Below are 17,218 nucleotides of genomic sequence, written 5' to 3'. Positions count from 1 at the left end.
CCGTCATCGAGTCCGGTGGACCCGATGCGTCTAACGCCGGAAGGGATCTGTCGCTTCCTACGACGACCCGGGGGCGCCCGGCATCGGCACCGCGGGCACGTCAGGTGTGCCGAGCCGACCTGCCAGCCAGGGAAGCGCGATCGGAAATGCACTGGCGGCCGACGGCCAGTCATGCTTGCCGGGGTCCGACACCACCGCGCACTCGACGCCGAAGTCACTGGCCAGTTCGCACAAATACTGCGCCGCCCCGGCGTGGTCGCTCGGGCTCTTCGGCGGGTCCGGCGACGGTACCGTGCCCGGGTTCGGATCCGGGGGCCGGTACATGTTCGGGACCTGCTCACCCACGACGAACCATCCGGCAGTCGACGCGTACGGACCATGTGCCTGGATCACACTGGCCGGCTCCCAGGAGGTGAAGGCCTGTTCATCACCGTTGAAAAGCCGTGCGATCGTCTCATCTCTGCCGCCGCCGTCACGCGGGAACAGATCTCCGCCGATGTCGACGAATGCGCTGAACAACTCCGGGTACTTCATCGCAAGCGTCACCGCGCACGTGCCGCCCATCGAAAAGCCTGCGACGCCCCAGTTGGCCGGATCGGCGCTCACGCCGAACTTCGAAATCATGTACGGCACAACGTCTTTCGTCAGATGGTCGGCAGCGTTGCCACGCTGGCTGTTGACGCACTCGGTGTCGTTCAGGAAGGCGCCGAGGACGTCGACGAACACCACTACCGGCGCGTTGCCGCCGTGCTTGGCGGCGAAGTCATCGAGGGTTTTCTGCGCATCGCCCGCCCGCAACCAGTCCCCCGGGCGGCCGATCACGCCGCCGATCATCATCACCACCGGCAGCTTGGGCGGCGGATTGCTGGCGTACCAGGCGGGCGGCAGATAGACCACCTCGTCGCGGTGTTTGAATCCGGAGCCGGCGTCGGGGATGGTCACCGTCGTCACCGTGCCCTTGTCAGGAATGCCGCCGTTGTCCTGAATCGCCTTCACGCCTGCGGCGTCGGTCTGCCCGGCCACCGGCTTACCTGCCAGTTGGTCGTACGCGGTCTGCAGCGTCGGCACGTAACCGGTCCACATGTTCAGGGCAAGCGCCACGCACAGCAGGCACAGCGGCAGCGCCAGCAGCGATGCACCGCGTCGCCACCAGTTCGTATCGCGCCAACCGAGGAACAGCACCGCTAGGGCGACACCGCCGAGCACGACCCAGATCCAGAAGTAGTACGGCGCCAACCGCCCGCTCGACAGGTCCGACCACTGGATGTACCAATAGGTCAGCGCCGCCGCGATCAACCCGACCGCCAACGCCGCCGGCAGCCAGATCAGCCGCCACCGCCGCGTCCGCCAGCCCACGGCGTAGACAAGCACCACGGCGGCAATGGCCTGCATCGCCAACGGCGCCCACCCGTTCAACAACGAGATGGGGGCGAGCGCCATCGGTTCCGAATGGGGCATGCCCGCTACCGTACCCGCGTCATATTTCGGCCCGATCCGACGACGACGGGGTCCGGTCGACGGCTCGGCAGTCGCCCATCGCCGCCGCCTTCGCGAACGCGGCGTATTGATACGCGTAGATGAATTGCCAACGCGCCAGGGAGTAGTCGTATCGCCGCGGCACCGCTTGCATCACAACCGCGTCCGGATCGGGGGAAAAGCACTGCCGGAAAATCAGCCGCGCCCGCGGCAGGTGGTAGCGCCACGTGACGACGATGATCTTCTTCCACGACCGCTTGGCGGCCAACCGGTGCACCATCTGTGCCTCACCCCGCGTATTCATCTGCGGCGCACGCGCACAGATCACCTCGATCGCAGGCTGGGGCTTGCACACCCGGTCCATCACCGGATCATCCTTTGCATACGCATCTGAGATCACCACGGTCGGCGCCCAACCGCCGCGCGCCAGCTCGATGCCGTAGTCCTCACGCCCGTCGTGTTCGCCGCCGAGCACCACCACCGCGTCCGCTCTCTGCAACTGATCGACCTTCGCGTTGGTGAACACCGCCATGCCGGACACCCCCATCAGCACCGCGAGCGCAACGACGATGGCGGCAATCACGACGGCTGCGCGCCGCAGGTCACCGCGCGCCATAGTCGGCAAGGTCATCGACTGCGATCGAGCGGAAAGCCAGCCACATCGCCCGGCCCATTGCACGTTGACCCGCGGCGTTGTAGTGCCGATCGGTTCCGCCGTTGATCGACGAACGTGTGCCGGATAGGAACGCCGTACGCGACCGCCGGTTCGGGGTGTCGGCGTGGACGGCGTTGATCGGCCCGTAGTCCTTGCCGCTCAGTTCCATTTCCTCTGGCACCATCTGGCCGACCAGGAAGGGCAGTTCCGCACCGTAGCGGGCGCGCAGATCGTCGATGACGGAGTCGAGCTTGGTCTGGTACTCCTGCGCCGCCATCAGCGGTACGTCGGTTTCGCCTTGGTGCCACAGGACCGCGGCGACGGTGCTGCCGGGATGGCGGGCCAGCGCCGCGTCGATCGCGGCGACGGCGTCGCGGTACAGATTCCTGCGGGTGCGCATGTCGGCCGGATCCCACGTCCAGCCGTTCTTGGGCGTGAACGAGGTGTCGCCGCGGGCGCCAGGGATCAACAGCACCGCCCGTCCTGTCTCCGCGGCCAGGTTTTTGGCGAAGGTGACCCCGAATCCCACACCACCGGCAGGGGTTTCGTGCAGGAGCGGATCGACAGCCAGCACCGCATTGCCCTTCGACGGCCCGCACATCGCCCACTGGTGCACCCGAGGATCGGGACGGTCGAGGCCGTCGAGGTCGAGTCCGAGACCCATGCCGACGGCGTTGGACTGGCCGAGCACCGGGACGATGAGATAAGGCGTCGGCGGCGGGTCGACAGGTGTGCCCGCAGGCGCCAGCCTTCGCTTGACAGCCGACTTGGCCTCCATCAGCGCGCGCCGCCACAGCAGGGCGTCACCGTCGGGGTTCCTACGGGCACTCACTGACCACCGGCTTCCCAGCGAATCGATCGGCAAGCCAATCGAATTGAGTACTGATATCGACGTTGCCGTGGTTCTTGTCCGGCTGCAGGTCCCACACGATGGGGCCGCCGAGCACACAGGCCCGGTTGATCGCGTCGGTGGTCCACTGCGGGTCGATCAGGGTGTCCTGGCCGCCGTACAGAACCGACAGCGGCGCGGTGACCCGTTGCTGTGGCAGCGCCCATCGCTCGAGCAGCGTTCGCATCTTGTCGGCCGCCTCCGGTGTGCGGGGCATGAAGTCGGAGTCTTTCAACTCCGCCGCCGCGGCGTTGCGGTCCAACGACTTCGGGCCTGAACATGACGTCAAGATGTCCCAGTACTTTGCCGCGGCGCCACTGCGGTAGTCGTCGCGATTGAAGTCAGGGTGCAGTCGTGCCAGCACCTCGACCAGCGGGAACCACGCGGGCGCTTGATCGGCGGTCAACGTCTGAGACATCGCCTTGTCGACGATTCCGCTGACATCGGCGGCCGGTGACATCGCGACGACACCGACGAGGTCGAGTTCCGGTGCGTACGAGGCGGCTTGCTCGTCGGCGGCCCACACCGCACCGCCACCTTGTGATCCACCGAAGGCGGCCCAGCGGTTGGAGACGTCGGGGAAAGTGTTTCGCAGGGCACGCACGGAGTCGATGACGTTGAGCCCCTCGGTCTTGGCGTCGGTGTACGGATGCACCCCCGGCGCACCGAGGCCCTGGTAGTCGGTGAACGCGACCGCGTAACCCTTCTTGATCAGTGACGTGACCCAGACCGTCATGTTGAGCAGCGTCGGCGACAGCGACGGCGCACACGGTTCGTCGATCCCAGTGGTGCCGTGTCCGAAGGCAACCACGGGCCAACCCCCCGGCGGCGCAGGGGTCTTCGGCACGTACACCGATCCGGACACCACCGTCGACTGCCCCGTGTCACCGCTGGTGGAGTGATACAGCACGCGCGCAGACGTCCACAACGCGCTGTCCTTGTCCTTGTCGAGTTCGGGCATCGTCGTCGCGCTGACCAACGAACCCGGTTCCGTGCCGCCGATGTGCGCCGTCGCGATCTGGGACGACTCCGCCGACGCCCCCTTGAAGTGATTCACGATGTCGGGACCGAATACCCATGCCACGACGACGGATGCGGCGACGAGAGCTACCCCGAGGCTCACTGCGAGGGTGACGACCAGCCTGCGCATCAGCGCCACCGATACCGGTAACGCCTCGCGAAGTTCATCGCGGGTTGTTCAACGGCGTAGTACGTGAGCGTGGACACCACCATCGTCACGGCCAGCACCAGCCCGATGTTGGCGCACATGCCCAACATCGAGTCCCCCGCCAACAGGCCGAACCGGTACATCATCAACATGACCGGAAAGTGCAACAGGTACAGCGACAGCGAAACCTTTCCGACGTACCTGAATGGCGCTTGCTCGAGTGCCTCCCCAAGGCCCGACCGCTCGCCTCGCGCCAGCGGCGCGACAATCACCATGATCGCCAAGGCGGACGCAAGCGCTATTCCGCTGAGTCCGAACAGATTTCCGGCCGCGATCAACACCAGCGAGCCCACCAGCGCGACCACGATACCGATGGCCGAATATCCCTGCACTCGACGGCTGATCCGCTCACCGACCGTGCGTTGTTCCATCGCCACCATGAGCATCGCGGCCAGCATGCCGAATGCGAAGTTGTCCGCGTTGGCCAGAAAGCTGCGCATGTATACCGCTGCCCAGTTGGGGCCCCACTGAATGAGTTCGGGATCGGTGATTCCGAAATGTGTGACGACCAGCGGTGCCACCGCCTTTCCGATGAACCCGATGGCGATCAGGATGAGAGGGGCGATGAGCGCGATCCGCATCGGCCGCATCGAAGAACGCTTCCGGGTGGCGAAGAGTAGATAGCCCAGCAGCGGCAGCGACGCATAGAACGCGAACTCCAGGGTCAGCGACCAAGACGGGTTGAGGCCGGTGAGCGCGTACTTGGGAATGTAGGTCTGCACCAACGTGAGGTTCGCCAGCAGCTGCCACGGGTCGGTGATCATGCCCGTGCCCTTGTCGGTGCCGATCGGCTGCAGCGCGGGGTTGTCGACGTAGACGACCTGAAAGACGTAGTTGCACAGCAAGAAGATCGCCAGGTAGCCGGGCACGATGCGGGCAATCCGATGGATCGCAAAGTTACGCGTGCTGGGAATGGTTGCGCCAGAAGGGTCTTCGGTCAGGCGACGGACGTAAGGCAGAAACAACAGAAAGCCGCTGAGCACGTAGAAGAAGATCAGGCTCGTGCCGACAAGCGTGATCTTGGTGGTCGCCGCGGCATGCGGGGAGAAGTTGCCCGCGACGTGCATGACCGCCACCCCGATGGCGGAAAGCCCACGCGCTCCGTCCAGTCCGATGATCCGAGCGCCTACGTCCGACCGCGTGGCGGACTTCGCGTCGGTGACCGGTCTCGGCTCGACCGTCACGCCGGGGGCTCCCCGGAATCTGCTTCGTCGGCACCTCCGTCACCAAGCCCCTGTTCGGCGGTCGCACCCAAGCGCTGTGCGGCGGTGAACGACGTGCAACTGTTCGGCGCGGGCTCCCCACGGAAGCGGTCGTTGATCCAGCCGAACGCCGAGGACACATCGATGTCGGTGTGCCCCTTGTCGGGCTGCGTCAGGATGTCGATGACATCGCCCATGCCACACGCCGCGGTGAGCGCGCGATCGGTCCACGACGACGGCACCAGGTTGTCCTTGCCGCCGTAGATCACCAGCATCGGCGCCGCGGTCGGTCCTTGCGGCAAGCTCATCTTCTGCAGATGACCACGCAAGGTGTCCGCCGCCTCAGGCGAACTGGGTCGCAGATCATCGGCCGTGATCTGATCGGTCACCTTGTCGCGCTCGGCGGCTTTCGGCCCCGAGCATGCCAGCAGTGTGTCCCACTTGTCGGCGACAACGCCGCGCCGGTAGTCGTCGAGGTTGAGATCGGGATGAGCCTTCTTCAACCACGACAGGATCAGCGGCAACGCGGGCGCCTGCTCAGGGGTGAGCTGGCCGGCGGCGGCCGCGTCGGCGAAACCGGTGATGTCGGCCGGTGGAGACAGGCTGACGGTGCCGACAAGGGCGAGCCCGCCGTTGTAGTTGGCGGCCAGCTCGTTGGCCGCCCAGGTCGCTTGCCCGCCCTGCGAAAGGCCAAGAGCCACCCAGCGATTCGACGCCTCAGGGACCAGCTTGCGCGTTGCCCGCACCGCGTCGATCACGTTGTAGCCTGCCGTGGTGGCATCCAGATAGGGGTGGTACGTCTTGTCCAGCCCGAGCCCCTGGTAATCCGGCATGGTCACGATGAAGCCTGCCTTCACCAACGTCGTGACGATGGTCGACGACTTCAGCAGTGTCGGCGACAGCGACGGCGCGCATTCGGGTTCGATGCCGGTGGTCGAGTGCGCGTATGCGACGATCGGCCAGCCGTCCTCCGGCGGCTTGCCCGGCGGCACGAAAACGGAGCCCGACACCTGTTCGGTGCCCCCGGTGATGCCCGACGTCGAGGTGTACTCGATGCGGGCCGCCAGCGAGGTCGCGGCGCGCAGCCTGCGGTCGATCGTCGGCAGTGTGGTGGCATCCGACAGCGCGCCGGGCTCCTGGCCTGCGCCGCTGTAGTCGGCATTCAGGTGCATGCCCTGAGCCGCCGAGGGTTCCTGCTGCGGCGCCTGGTCCTTGCCGCAGCCGGAGACGGCGATGCCGGTCAGCAGGGCCAGGCACGCCAGTGCGGTTCCGAACGGAGCGCGGTTCATGCATCCCTTCCCGCGACAGCCTCGTCGACGACGCGGCCGACGTGATCTTTGCCAAGTAGTTTGTTTCTCACCAGCCCGTAGCCGAGCACCAGCACCGCGCTCACAGCGAGGCCCAACGCACCCGCATGGAACATGAACTGCCACATCGAACCTACTCGCTCCGGTGCGCTGCCGCTGTCCACCAATGTCAGGTCCACGTTGGAGGTGTCGATGCCGCCGATCTCACGCGTCAGCTGCATGAGGTTGGCCGCCACCGCGTTCGCGGTGCGCCGGGTCAGACCCGGATCGCCGCCGGTCACCATGATGTCCATCAGCGCGGAATTGGTCACCACGACGGTGATGCGACTGGCCAGATCGCTCGGTGTCGCATCGAGGTCCAGCTGATTGATGGTGCGCATGGTGACCTGCGGGCTGCGGGCGAGGCTTTGGATCGTCAAGGTCCGCGAGACCGAGTTGAGATGCCCGTAGTAGGCATCCACCGGTGTCGCGCTGCCCTTCGTCGTCGCGAACACCTTGGCGGTGGACCTGTACACCGGAGTCGAAGTCTCCCACGCCAGCCAGCCCGCGCCCACCGACAGCGCCGTCGCACACAGGATCACAATCCAGCCGTTGCGCAGCATCCGGAGGTAGTCGCGCACCAACGGCACCCGGGCGGGTGCCTTCATGAGGCGCCCACGCAGACGTCGGTCGGCTTCACCCCGTTGAAGCGGTTGGTCAGCCAGCTCAGCGACGTCTGGATGATCTGATAGTTCGTCGTCGAGGTGTCGCCGATCTGCTTCATCACCACCACCTGATCACCCTTGGCGCATGCGCTCTTCAGCGCCCGTGCGACGCCGGCCTGCGGCACCAGGGTGTCGTCGGTGGCATAGACGACAAGCACCGGCGCCACCGCGGGCGCGGTGTTGCCCGGCAACGCGGCGGCGCTCAGCAGGTTGCGCAACGCATCGGCCGCCGCATCGTCCCGCGGACGAAGGTCGTCGGCCTTGACCTGGGAGGCGATCTTCTGCGCCGCATTCGGATCGGTGGGGGCACAGTCGGTCAGCACATCCCAGTTGTCCTTCGCGATGCCCGACCGGTATTGGTCGAGGTCGAAGCCGGGGCTGTGCACCGCCGCGTTCTGCAGCAGCACCATCATCAGCCGCTCCTGCATGTTGCTCAATGCGCCCTTGTTCGCGATGTCCACCAGCGGCGAGAGGTCGGCGAACGGTGAAAGCACAACGGCGCCAACCATGTTGAGCCCGGTCCCGTAGGCGCGCGCCCGCTGTGCGGCTGCCCATGCGGCAAGACCGCCCTGGCCGCTACCGTCGGCGGCCCAGTTCGCACTGGTGTCGGGCGACACTCGGCGGGCCGCGCGAACCGCGTCGATCATGTTGTTGCCCAGCGTGATCCAGTCGGTTGCGTCGTGGTCCTGGCCCTTGATGCCGAGGCCCTGGTAGTCCGACATCACCACCACATAGCCGCGGTTGAGCAACGTCACCATCGCCGAGGAGTAGCCGCCGAGTTCCTTCGCCATCGACGGCGCGCACTTCATGTCCAGCCCCGTAAGGGAATGCCCGAACGACACGACCGGCCATCCGGTTTTGGGCGGTTCACCCGCAGGCACCGCGACGATTCCAGAGACCTGGGTTTCGTCGCCCGTGCTCGACGTCGAGCGGTACACCACCCGCACCGCCGTTGCGTTGGCGGTCTGAAACACCACGCTGCTCGTGTACGGCTTAACGTCGACCAACGATCCTGGGCCGTCGTCTGCCATGTTCGGCGCGGGCAACTCGGCCGCACCTGCGAACGGCGGCACGACCGACCGTTGTGGACGGTCGTAATGGGGCGGCGGCGCCGGTGGACTCGGAGCGCAGCCAGCCAGGATCGACATCGCGCCGGCAACGGCCACGACACGCCGCAACCGCACGATCAATCGCTTCCGTGCCTGGCTCTGGGACGCTGCTGGCCGCCGGACCCGACCAGCTGACCCTCTTGCGTCCCGATCACCGCGGTGTCATCCGAGCTCTCGTTCCCGCCGCTCGACGACTCGGTGTGTGGATTGCCGTTGCCCGCAGCGTCGTGCTCGACCTGCTTGCGGTGCTGGCGCTTGCTGAGCATGCCGATGCGGTCGAAGGTGACGACCGGCCCGAGGATCTTGACGTTGGCGGCCTTGAGCGCCTGAATCGCCTGTCGCAATGCCGAACTGGTGGTGCGGCCGATGCGCGACAGCACGAGGACTCCGTCGCACAACGCGCCGACATTGGCCCCGTCTGCGTAGGTGTTCAGTGGCGGCGTGTCGACAACCACATAGTCGAAGCCGCGTGAGAGGTCTTCGAACAGTGCGCCGGCGCGGTCGTTGGCCCACAACTCGCCAGGCCGCGGCGGCTTGGGCCCGGCGGGCAGCAGCGCGATGGCATGCGCGCCAACCGGTACCTCGCCGATCAGCGCCTGCGGCAACGCGTGCTCACCAGAAAGCACGGTGCTGACCCCGCGCTCGGCGGCGCCCATCCTGGCGTGCGGGTCCAGCGTCAGACGATCGGCAAGTGTCGAGTTGCGCAGGTCGCCTTCCACCAGAACCACCGACCGGCCGGATTCGGCCAGCGCGGCCGCCAGGTCGATCGCCGTGGTGGTCCGGCCTTCTCCGCTGGAGGGGCTGGTCACGGCCACGGTGCGGGCCGGAGCGCTGCCGCCCGCCGGCACGGCGAACCGAAGGTTGGTGCGCAGCTCACGGATCCGCTCGGCGTACAGCCCGTTACCGTCCAGGTCGACCACCTCGACCCTGGGCCGCGTGGAATCCTCTGGCAGCGCGCCGATCAGGTTGGTGCCCGTTGTGCCCTCGACGGAATCGCGGCCGCGCAGCCGCTTGTCGAATACGCCCCACAGCACCGCGGCGATGATCCCCACCACCAGACCGGCGGCCGCGCCAAGGCCGATCATCGTCCAGAAGCCGAGTCCGGTGGCTTCGGTCGGGTAGCTGGCCTCGTCGACGACGACGACACCCGCGGCAGGGCTGCCACCGCGGCGCGAGGTTTCCAGTTCGCTGACCAGTCCGACGAGCTGATCGGCAACGGCGTTTGCGTAGGTCTGGGCCTGGGCGGGATTGGGGTCGCTGACGGCGACGTCCAGCAGGACGGTTTTGCCTTCTGGGGCCGCGAGAATCTTGCTGCGGAGTTCTTCAGGGGAAATGGGCGCCTTCAGCTGGTCGACCGCTCGCGCCGCCACCTGTTCGCTGGTGGCCAACCCAGCATATGAATTCACCCGTTCTTGGGAAAAAAGATTGTTCTGGTACGCCTCTGTGACAGAAGTCCCATTCTGCGTTGCCACGAACAGCCGAGCAGTGGACTGATATTCGGGTGTCAGGAAAAGCGTCGTCACATAGCCGCCGGCCGCGCCGACGATCGTCAGGACCACTACCAGCCACCAGTACCTGCGAAATATGCGCAGGTAATCCATGATCTCCAAGATCAGCCCTTTCGAAAAACTCGGCAAACAATGTCTAGGGTATCCGGTTGTGCCGCCCGAAGAGTCTGTGAAGTCTTCGGGGCAAGCTGGTGTCATGTCGTTCGACCTGACACCATAGACCTCGTGAAGCCCCGCTGGAATCCGCTCGGCAAATATATGTTAGCCGTCGCAACTGTTGCTGTAGTCCCGCTGGGGGTCTTTGCGGTCATCACTGGCGGCAGGCTGGCGACCTTCGGACTGCTGGCCCTCCTCGCATTCGTCGTAGGGGTGTACATCGGTTTGCGGCATCCGCTGTGGCTGTTTTGGGGCCTGGCCGTGGTGATGGGCGCAATTCCGTTCGGTTACCTGCCCGGCGTTCACGTGCCAATGTATTTGCTGTTCGCCGCAGGGGTGCTGCTGGCCGCGCTCATTCATACCACCGAGCGAAGCGCGCTCACCAGACTCGAAATTGCGGTTTTGCTGTTGATTCTCGCGGCGGGCGTTTCAGTGATTGCCACAGGAGTCACGCTATTCAGCCTGATGTCATTCACCCGATGGGCGATCGCCTCGCTGTTGATCATCGGCTTGCTGCGCCTGTCCCGGGAGAACCTGGCCCGATTCGGCCGGATCTTCGTGGTCTCAGCAACGCTCAATGCGCTCGCAGGCATCGCGATGTCCACCATCGACCAGCAACAACGCCTGCTGAAACCCCTGAAGATCTTCGGCTACGGCGTCGGCGCCGAGCTGCGCCAGAACACCGCGCTCTACGTCTACTCCGACGAAGGGTCCGGTGTGGTGGGGAAGACCATCCGGCTGGGCGGCACGTGGGTGCTGCCCAACAGCGCGGGCTTCTGTCTGACCATCGCGCTGCTGTTGGCCCTCGTCCTGTTCCGCGGCTGGGTGCGGGTGTTGTTGGCCGTGATCCTGTCCGCCGCCATGTTGCTCACGTTGAGTAGGGCCACCTTGTTCAGCGTCGCGGCGGGGTTGCTGTTGGTGTTCCTGTTCCACAGCATGCGGGCCCGCGACCGGCAGCTGGCGATCGGCGCGGTCCTTCTTGGCATCGCGGCGGTGTTCCTCACCCCGATGATCAGGGACCGCGTGCTGGCATCGTTCGCCAGTGATGACAAGGGGCGTTCGGACCGGGTGGCCGCCCTGCACAATTTCCCCCATCAGTTATCAGGTCATTGGGTATTCGGACTCGGCTGGGACCGGCCCGAATTCCGCAGCGGACAGGCCGCGCAGAGTCTCAATTACGTATCCAATGCACCGCTTCTCACCGTGTACCGCGGCGGCATCATCACGGGTCTGATCTTCGTTGCGGTACTCGTCATCGGCTGCGTGCTGGGATACCGCGCCATGCGTTCGGATTCGCTGCCGAATGCCGTATTCGGCGGCGTTTTCATCGGTATCGCCGTCGTCTACATGAATTTGGCGCAGTCGGTTGTCGACATGCCGGTGATGGCGCTGCAGTTCTCGATGTTCCTGGCGTTTATGGTCTACGTCGACGAATCCAGACGACTGGCCAAACACGACTCGCCAACCGCCGAAATCGCGGTCCCGCCCGACGTCAGCACGATGGCGCAGCCAGCGCCAGCCATTCGATAAGCCGCAACGATTTCGCGCCTCCCTCCCGCCATTAGCGAATGGCGAGCGTCGGCACGCCGCGGCCCGGAATCGGGGGTTGCGTGACGGATCGGGCGTGATGGCGGCGCGGTAGGCCGGCGCATCCGTTCCGGGCGTACCGACCGGCTTGAAGCGCACCGTCATCGGGTTTCGGCCGCCGCGGAAGGTGGCGGGCATCCTTCGTTGAGCCGCTTGCGGCCGGCCATCGGTGCTCTCCCTGAAACAGGCGGCAATTAGCTGGTTGCGACTGGAGTAACAAGCGCGCACCTTTGGTGTTCGATCCGGTGTTCGCTCCGATTCGCACGAGGCCACGCCCGGCTACCACTCACGGAACCACCCGCGAGCCCCTAGTTGCCGTCGACCCGTGGAGTTTGCTGCAAATCCGCTCGGTGCGCCACGGCAACCTGAGTGCTTGGTGATGTCGTGTTTTTCGACACGCGCAATCGCCGCCTGCCGATGAAACCGCTGGTCCATCAATCAAACTAACCGTGGATCAAGATCGGAATCCCGCAAGCCTTGCCACCACGACACTCGGAGACAGCCGTGCCGCGCACGCAATATCGGGGACCTCACCGCACTTTCTTTACGGCCGCTATCGCCGTCGCCATTGCGATGGTCTGCGTTATTGCGATCACCGCAGTTATGCCGCGGCAAAAGCCACGCCTGGTGCAGGTAATTGACGCTGCCGCAATTAATCCGTTGCCCACAACAATTGGATTCGCGGACGCCGACACCTACGGGATGACCCAGACCGACGTCGACAAAACGGCGGCCAAATGGGCGCTGACGAAGATCGACACCGTACGCGTGATGATCCCGTGGGCAGGCATCGAACCCGTCCGCGGCGGCACGTTGAACTGGGCCAACGTCGACAAGGTCGTCAACGCCGCGGTGGCGAAGAACCTGTCCGTGATGGGCTTCATCAACTCGACTCCGGCGTGGGCGGTGGCGCCCGGCGGCCGGCCGCTGAGCGGTCGCCCCGCGTCCCCTGAGGTCTACGCCGATTTCGCCACGAAGGTCGCGCAGCGCTACCGGGGAAAGATCGCCGCTTACGAGGTGTGGAATGAGCCCAACGCCATCACCTTCTACACCCCGGCACCGGATCCGGTCGGCTACACCGACCTCCTCAAGGCCGCCTATCCGAAAATCAAGGCAATTGACCCGTCCGCCACGATCATCGGCGGCGTACTCGGGGCGGTCATCGATTTCGGCAGTGCCACAGTCAATCCGGTGCGATTCGTGACCGAGATGTACGGCGCGGGTGCGAAGAACTTCTTCGACGCGCTGTCATTTCACCCTTACCACTACACGCTGAAGTTCTCCGACGGCGTTCCGCTGGCCAATTCACCGGTCAACCAGCTGATCGGCATGCGCCAGGCGATGGTCGCCAATGGCGACAGCGCCAAGAAGATCTGTGCACCGAATACGGCGAACCGACGTCCAAGGTCAGCGAAGCCGATCAAGGCGCATTCATCAAAGACATTCTGCTCAAATGGCAGGAGATGCCCTACACCGGGCCGCTGTTGATCTACACGACCCGCGATCGGGCCACGGGCAGCGCCGACGCGCAGGACACCTTCGGCGTCTATCGCTCGGACTGGACACCGAAACCTGCCCAGCAGATCATGCTGTTCGCACCGGGAAAGTCGTTGGAGTTCACCAGGTTCGGCAAACAAACCAGCCCCGATCTCGGCGAGGTACTCAGCCCGGTCTTCCGGGCGACTCCGACGATATGGGCGCAGATACGTTCGGTGAGCACCCTCTACGAAACGCCGAAGGCCGGGTCGTTCATCGCCTCGCCGAGCCAAATCGCCCAGTTGATGCTGCCCAAGAAGGTGGCGCCGACCACCCAGTTCAGCACCGGTATGCAGCAATTCGAGAACGGCATCAGGGCGTGGTGGTCACCCGCCACCGGCGCGCACTGGTTGGACGGTCAGATGGCTGCGGCGTATGTAGTCCAGCTGGGGTTGGCCACCAGCGATAAGTATTCACCCCAAAGCGGAACCGCCAGAATGGATTTCGAGCACGGCTACATCACCTGGGCACCGTTCGCCGGCGTCAAGGTGGTGCTCACGTAGTGATCAGGTGGTGACTGCGTCGGCGCGTAGCAGCGCGTGCACGGCTCGGTGCGGCCGACGCTCTTCCCAACGCCGCCGGTTGATCTCGTACACGCGGTTGCCCGCCGCGACGGCGGCCTGCTGGTCGAGCAGATAGCGGCGGCACTCGTCGACGAAACCGTCGTCGTCGTCGAAGTTCTTCAGGCCGAACAACGGTCCCAGGTCGCCGATCGCCGCGGTGGTGCCCACGACCGGCAAACCCAGCCGCAGCGAGTCGAGAATCTTCACCCGGACACCGCCGCCGGTCTTGATCGGTGCCAGCATCGCGCGGCAGGTGCCAAGGAACTCGGGAAGATCGTCCACGAAGCCGAGATCGCGGACCCCGTCCGGGTACACCGGGTCGGCGGCGCCCGGCTTCTTCTTCCCGATCACGCACAACTCCGCGTCAGGGATGCCTGTGGCGATCCGCGGCCACAACCGCAGCGCGTACAGAAACGCTTCTTGGTTCGGCGGCCAGTCGCGCAGCCCCATGAACACCAGCCGGCGCGGCGACGCCGAGACGTCGACCTGCCGCACCGGTGGCAACGTCAGATCGAGCCAGCGGGCACCGGGCACGCCGTTGGCTCGATAGAACTCGGCCTCTGGTTCGTCGTATGTGCCAACGGCATTCGCCGCGCGGGCGACGCGAACTTCGTCTCGCCGCAATCGCGGCGCCTCCAGCCTGCCGAGCGTGCCGCGGGTAGCCCGCCACACCAGAGCCTCGCTGACATTGGTGTTGACGATCAGCGGCTGTTGGCCGAACTTGTTGCTACGCAGGAACGATTCCGCCATGTAGCTGTGTTCGGCGACGTACACGTCTGAATCGGTCGCCTCGATGGCCGCCACCAGCGTAGCGGTGTCGAACCGAACGTGAACCAGGCTGCGCCGCCGACGAATTGCGCCGGACAGCAGGGGCGCGGGGCTGATCTTCGGCTTGGCGATCCGGGTCACCGGGATACCGCCGGGCAGTTGCGCCGGACCCACTTCGGCAGACAGGCACACCGCCGACACGTCATAGGAGTCGGCGGCAAGCTGCATCATCAGCAGGCCGAGTTCGACATCACCGGCCCGCTCAGTCAGCGGGTCTTTCGACAGCAGGAACGTCGCCCTTGGCATTCAACCTCCCCCCGTAGATCGCGACGGTGAAGATCACCAGCAGGAGGAAGTCGCTCACCGAGGTGGCGATCGCGGCACCGACCGCGCCCAACGACGACGCCAGCGCCGCCAGGATGCCGAATTTGACGGGTACCAGACCGATCACAGAGGTAAGCCGGATCACGTCTCGCCGCTGGGCGTACAGGATGAAGGTGAACACCATGATGATCGTGCGGAACGTAGCGTACGCCGACATGACGATCATGGCGATCGCGAGCTGTCGCGGAACCGGCGTGAACAACAGCACGATCCCTGTGATCAGAACGATCAATCCACCCGCGAATCCTATTGCGACCGTGAGCTTCAGCGGCGGCCCGGTCTTCACGTCGCCGCCGCTGTCCCGCAGTGGCTGAGTGTATGTCGCGCCGAACGCCTGGCCGACGTAGCCGATGGCCGAGGCGAGCACCCACGTCAGGTTGTAATACCCGACGACCGTGGTATCGGTCAGCCACCCCAGCAGCAGGACGTCGCCTTGAAGGAAGGCGGCGGTGCCGAGCATCTCACCGGACAGCACCAATATCGTCCGGATCGGCCCCGGCCATTGGGGGCGGTGGCCGCGAACCGTGATCCCGGCCAGCACCGCGACCACCACGTACGGCACGCAGTAGGCGATGCTCGCGCCGAGCAGCGTCGGTTCACCAAGTGACAGCAAGTTCGTGCCGAACAGGTAGCCGCAGCCCGCGACGACGCTGCCGACCTGCCTGCTGGTATCGATCCGGGAGGTGCGGTGCGGGTCTCCTTCACGCAGCGCCCGCGCCTTATAGGCGCCGACGCACAACTCACCGCCAGCGGCGAGGATGCCAAACCACAGGATGTAGTTGATGGGCATGAACACCTGAGCGACCACCATCAGCGCGAGACCGAGCAGATAGCGGCTGGCGCGCTCCCTGACGAAGTCCTCTTCCGGTTCCCTTGCGGCGCGCACCACGTACGGGTTGTTCAGGGTCTGGCCCAGCACCGAGGTGACCGCGAAGCCCAAGCTGTACAGGCCGTAGGAGCTGATGCCGAGTTGGTGGATCATCGCGAGCGTCCACAACAGGCCCGCGGCCCGTCCGCCGTAGACGAACAGCAGTGAGATCAGTGTTTTGACGGAACGGCGGGTGCCCGCTTCTGGCGTGGACAGCTCAGGACCCTTCAGTACAGGCTGATATCACGCTGACAATCCCTTTGAGTAACGATGGCGGCCGACTTTTCATCCGTGGTCCGCGATTGTGGATTATTTTCCGCACTAGATGGAACCGCAAACTCGTCATGGTGACAAGCCAGGCACTCCGGACAAGGTCATCTGCGCTGGCCAGGTATGCTCAGTGACGTTGCTGGAAGATACCTCGCGCACCATCCGGGGGTCGTCGCAGGTGCGCGTTTCGCGGGGGGTCGTGATCGGCCGAGTCGACGATCGTCCCTGCGCCGGGCCATCACCCGGCCGGTGAACGCGCTCGTTGCGGCCATCGAGTAGGCTGTGCCGACAGTCGTTCGCCTTCTTGCAGGAGTAACGCGTGAGTATTGCTGGAACCCTGAAATTTCTGGTTCTGCAGCGGGTCACGGACTTCCCCGTCCCCGATAGTCCGTTTTTTTACGGCACCGACGGTAAGGGCGACGAAGGACTCGCATTTTTCCTCGAGACCCTCACCGGGTCGAAGCGTTATCTCGAATACGGAACCGGCGGGTCGACGTATTTGGCCGCGAAACACGGGGTCGAATTCATCGCGGTCGACTCCGACCCCTACTTCCTGAAAAGCGTTCGCAAGAAGATCGCCGACGCGGGGCTCGCGCAGCCGACGGGCCAGACATACCGCTACGCAGACATCGGGTTGACCGGACACTGGGGCAGGCCGATCGGCCTGCGTGCTCCATCGCCGAGCAGGCTGGAAAAGTTCCGACGTTATTCCGATCCGCCGCCAGAATGCCTGGACGGTGGGCGGACTCCTGATTTCGTCCTGGTCGACGGTCGCTTTCGGGTCGCGTGCGTGTTGAAGGCGATCCGCATGCTGCAGAACGAGCGCGGCTGGACCATCGCGATGGACGACTACGGCGACCGACCCCACTACAACGTGGTCGGTGAGTTCGCGAACATCGAGCGCCTCATCGGTGGCCGGATGGCGGTCATCACATCACTCAAGGAGTTCAGCTCCGATCAGCTGGAGGCCGCGATCCGCAAATACGAGATCGACCCCGAATAGCGGAA

General features: G+C 65.1%; 15 protein-coding genes. 4 read left to right on the top strand and 11 right to left on the bottom strand.

The annotated features are described in order from the left end of the window. Positions 1–57: 57 nt before the first annotated feature. The 9 genes from ACGFK1_RS07670 to ACGFK1_RS07630 are packed head-to-tail and all read right to left on the bottom strand — an operon-like array spanning position 58 to position 10,171. Complete coding sequence (locus tag ACGFK1_RS07670) at positions 58–1,458, bottom strand: alpha/beta hydrolase (RefSeq protein WP_393427632.1); 1,401 nt, start codon at positions 1,456–1,458, stop codon at positions 58–60. A gap of 19 nt (positions 1,459–1,477) precedes the next feature. Next, entirely contained in the window at positions 1,478–2,092 is a 615-nt protein-coding gene (locus tag ACGFK1_RS07665) for a YdcF family protein (protein ID WP_393427631.1), read from the bottom strand. After that, positions 2,079–2,963 carry a sialate O-acetylesterase gene (locus tag ACGFK1_RS07660; RefSeq protein ID WP_393427630.1) on the bottom strand — a complete coding sequence of 295 codons (885 nt, stop codon included), beginning with the start codon at positions 2,961–2,963 and terminating at the stop codon, positions 2,079–2,081. Before ACGFK1_RS07660 ends, ACGFK1_RS07665 begins: the two co-directional genes overlap by 14 nt. Further along, complete coding sequence (locus ACGFK1_RS07655) at positions 2,950–4,170, bottom strand: lipase family protein (RefSeq protein ID WP_393427629.1); 1,221 nt, start codon at positions 4,168–4,170, stop codon at positions 2,950–2,952. Before ACGFK1_RS07655 ends, ACGFK1_RS07660 begins: the two co-directional genes overlap by 14 nt. Beyond that, the gene (locus tag ACGFK1_RS07650) at positions 4,170–5,432 is read right to left on the bottom strand and encodes an acyltransferase family protein (protein ID WP_393427628.1); all 1,263 of its coding nucleotides are present in this window, start codon (positions 5,430–5,432) and stop codon (positions 4,170–4,172) included. The genes ACGFK1_RS07655 and ACGFK1_RS07650 overlap by 1 nt, the downstream gene beginning before the upstream one ends. After that, positions 5,429–6,739, bottom strand: a complete 1,311-nt coding sequence (locus tag ACGFK1_RS07645; RefSeq protein WP_393427627.1) for a lipase family protein — start codon at positions 6,737–6,739, stop codon at positions 5,429–5,431. The genes ACGFK1_RS07650 and ACGFK1_RS07645 overlap by 4 nt, the downstream gene beginning before the upstream one ends. Then, complete coding sequence (locus ACGFK1_RS07640; RefSeq protein WP_393427626.1) at positions 6,736–7,404, bottom strand: YveK family protein; 669 nt, start codon at positions 7,402–7,404, stop codon at positions 6,736–6,738. Before ACGFK1_RS07640 ends, ACGFK1_RS07645 begins: the two co-directional genes overlap by 4 nt. Next, on the bottom strand, positions 7,401–8,645 hold the full coding sequence (locus ACGFK1_RS07635; RefSeq protein ID WP_393427625.1) for a lipase family protein: 1,245 nt from the start codon (positions 8,643–8,645) through the stop codon (positions 7,401–7,403). Before ACGFK1_RS07635 ends, ACGFK1_RS07640 begins: the two co-directional genes overlap by 4 nt. A gap of 2 nt (positions 8,646–8,647) precedes the next feature. Next, complete coding sequence (locus ACGFK1_RS07630) at positions 8,648–10,171, bottom strand: Wzz/FepE/Etk N-terminal domain-containing protein (protein WP_393427624.1); 1,524 nt, start codon at positions 10,169–10,171, stop codon at positions 8,648–8,650. Positions 10,172–10,210: 39 nt separating this feature from the next. Here ACGFK1_RS07630 and ACGFK1_RS07625 point away from each other — a divergent pair, with 39 nt between their 5' ends. The 3 genes from ACGFK1_RS07625 (at position 10,211) to ACGFK1_RS07615 (ending at position 13,860) form a co-directional block, all read left to right on the top strand. Then, positions 10,211–11,764 (top strand): O-antigen ligase family protein, encoded by a 1,554-nt coding sequence (locus ACGFK1_RS07625; protein ID WP_393427623.1) that lies wholly within the window; start codon positions 10,211–10,213, stop codon positions 11,762–11,764. Positions 11,765–12,481: 717 nt separating this feature from the next. Further along, the gene (locus ACGFK1_RS07620; RefSeq protein WP_393427622.1) at positions 12,482–13,309 is read left to right on the top strand and encodes a cellulase family glycosylhydrolase; all 828 of its coding nucleotides are present in this window, start codon (positions 12,482–12,484) and stop codon (positions 13,307–13,309) included. Further along, positions 13,285–13,860, top strand: a complete 576-nt coding sequence (locus ACGFK1_RS07615) for an LGFP repeat-containing protein (protein WP_393427621.1) — start codon at positions 13,285–13,287, stop codon at positions 13,858–13,860. Before ACGFK1_RS07620 ends, ACGFK1_RS07615 begins: the two co-directional genes overlap by 25 nt. Positions 13,861–13,863: 3 nt before the next feature. On the opposite strand, the gene ACGFK1_RS07610 is transcribed toward ACGFK1_RS07615, so the two are convergent. Next, positions 13,864–14,994 (bottom strand): glycosyltransferase, encoded by a 1,131-nt coding sequence (locus ACGFK1_RS07610; RefSeq protein ID WP_393427620.1) that lies wholly within the window; start codon positions 14,992–14,994, stop codon positions 13,864–13,866. Then, positions 14,951–16,054, bottom strand: coding sequence for a lipopolysaccharide biosynthesis protein (locus tag ACGFK1_RS07605; protein WP_393427619.1), 1,104 nt, complete (start codon positions 16,052–16,054; stop codon positions 14,951–14,953). The genes ACGFK1_RS07610 and ACGFK1_RS07605 overlap by 44 nt, the downstream gene beginning before the upstream one ends. 475 nt (positions 16,055–16,529) lie before the next feature. On the opposite strand from ACGFK1_RS07605, the gene ACGFK1_RS07600 reads away from it, so the two are divergent. Further along, complete coding sequence (locus tag ACGFK1_RS07600) at positions 16,530–17,213, top strand: hypothetical protein (RefSeq protein ID WP_393427618.1); 684 nt, start codon at positions 16,530–16,532, stop codon at positions 17,211–17,213. Positions 17,214–17,218: the final 5 nt, after the last annotated feature.

It is taken from the genome of Mycobacterium sp. NPDC048908 (genome assembly GCF_043197955.1).
In the GTDB taxonomy this organism is placed as follows: Bacteria; Actinomycetota; Actinomycetes; order Mycobacteriales; family Mycobacteriaceae; genus Mycobacterium.
The sequence above is the reverse complement of the archived record's forward strand: the minus strand, read 5'-3'. Positions and strand labels throughout refer to the sequence as shown.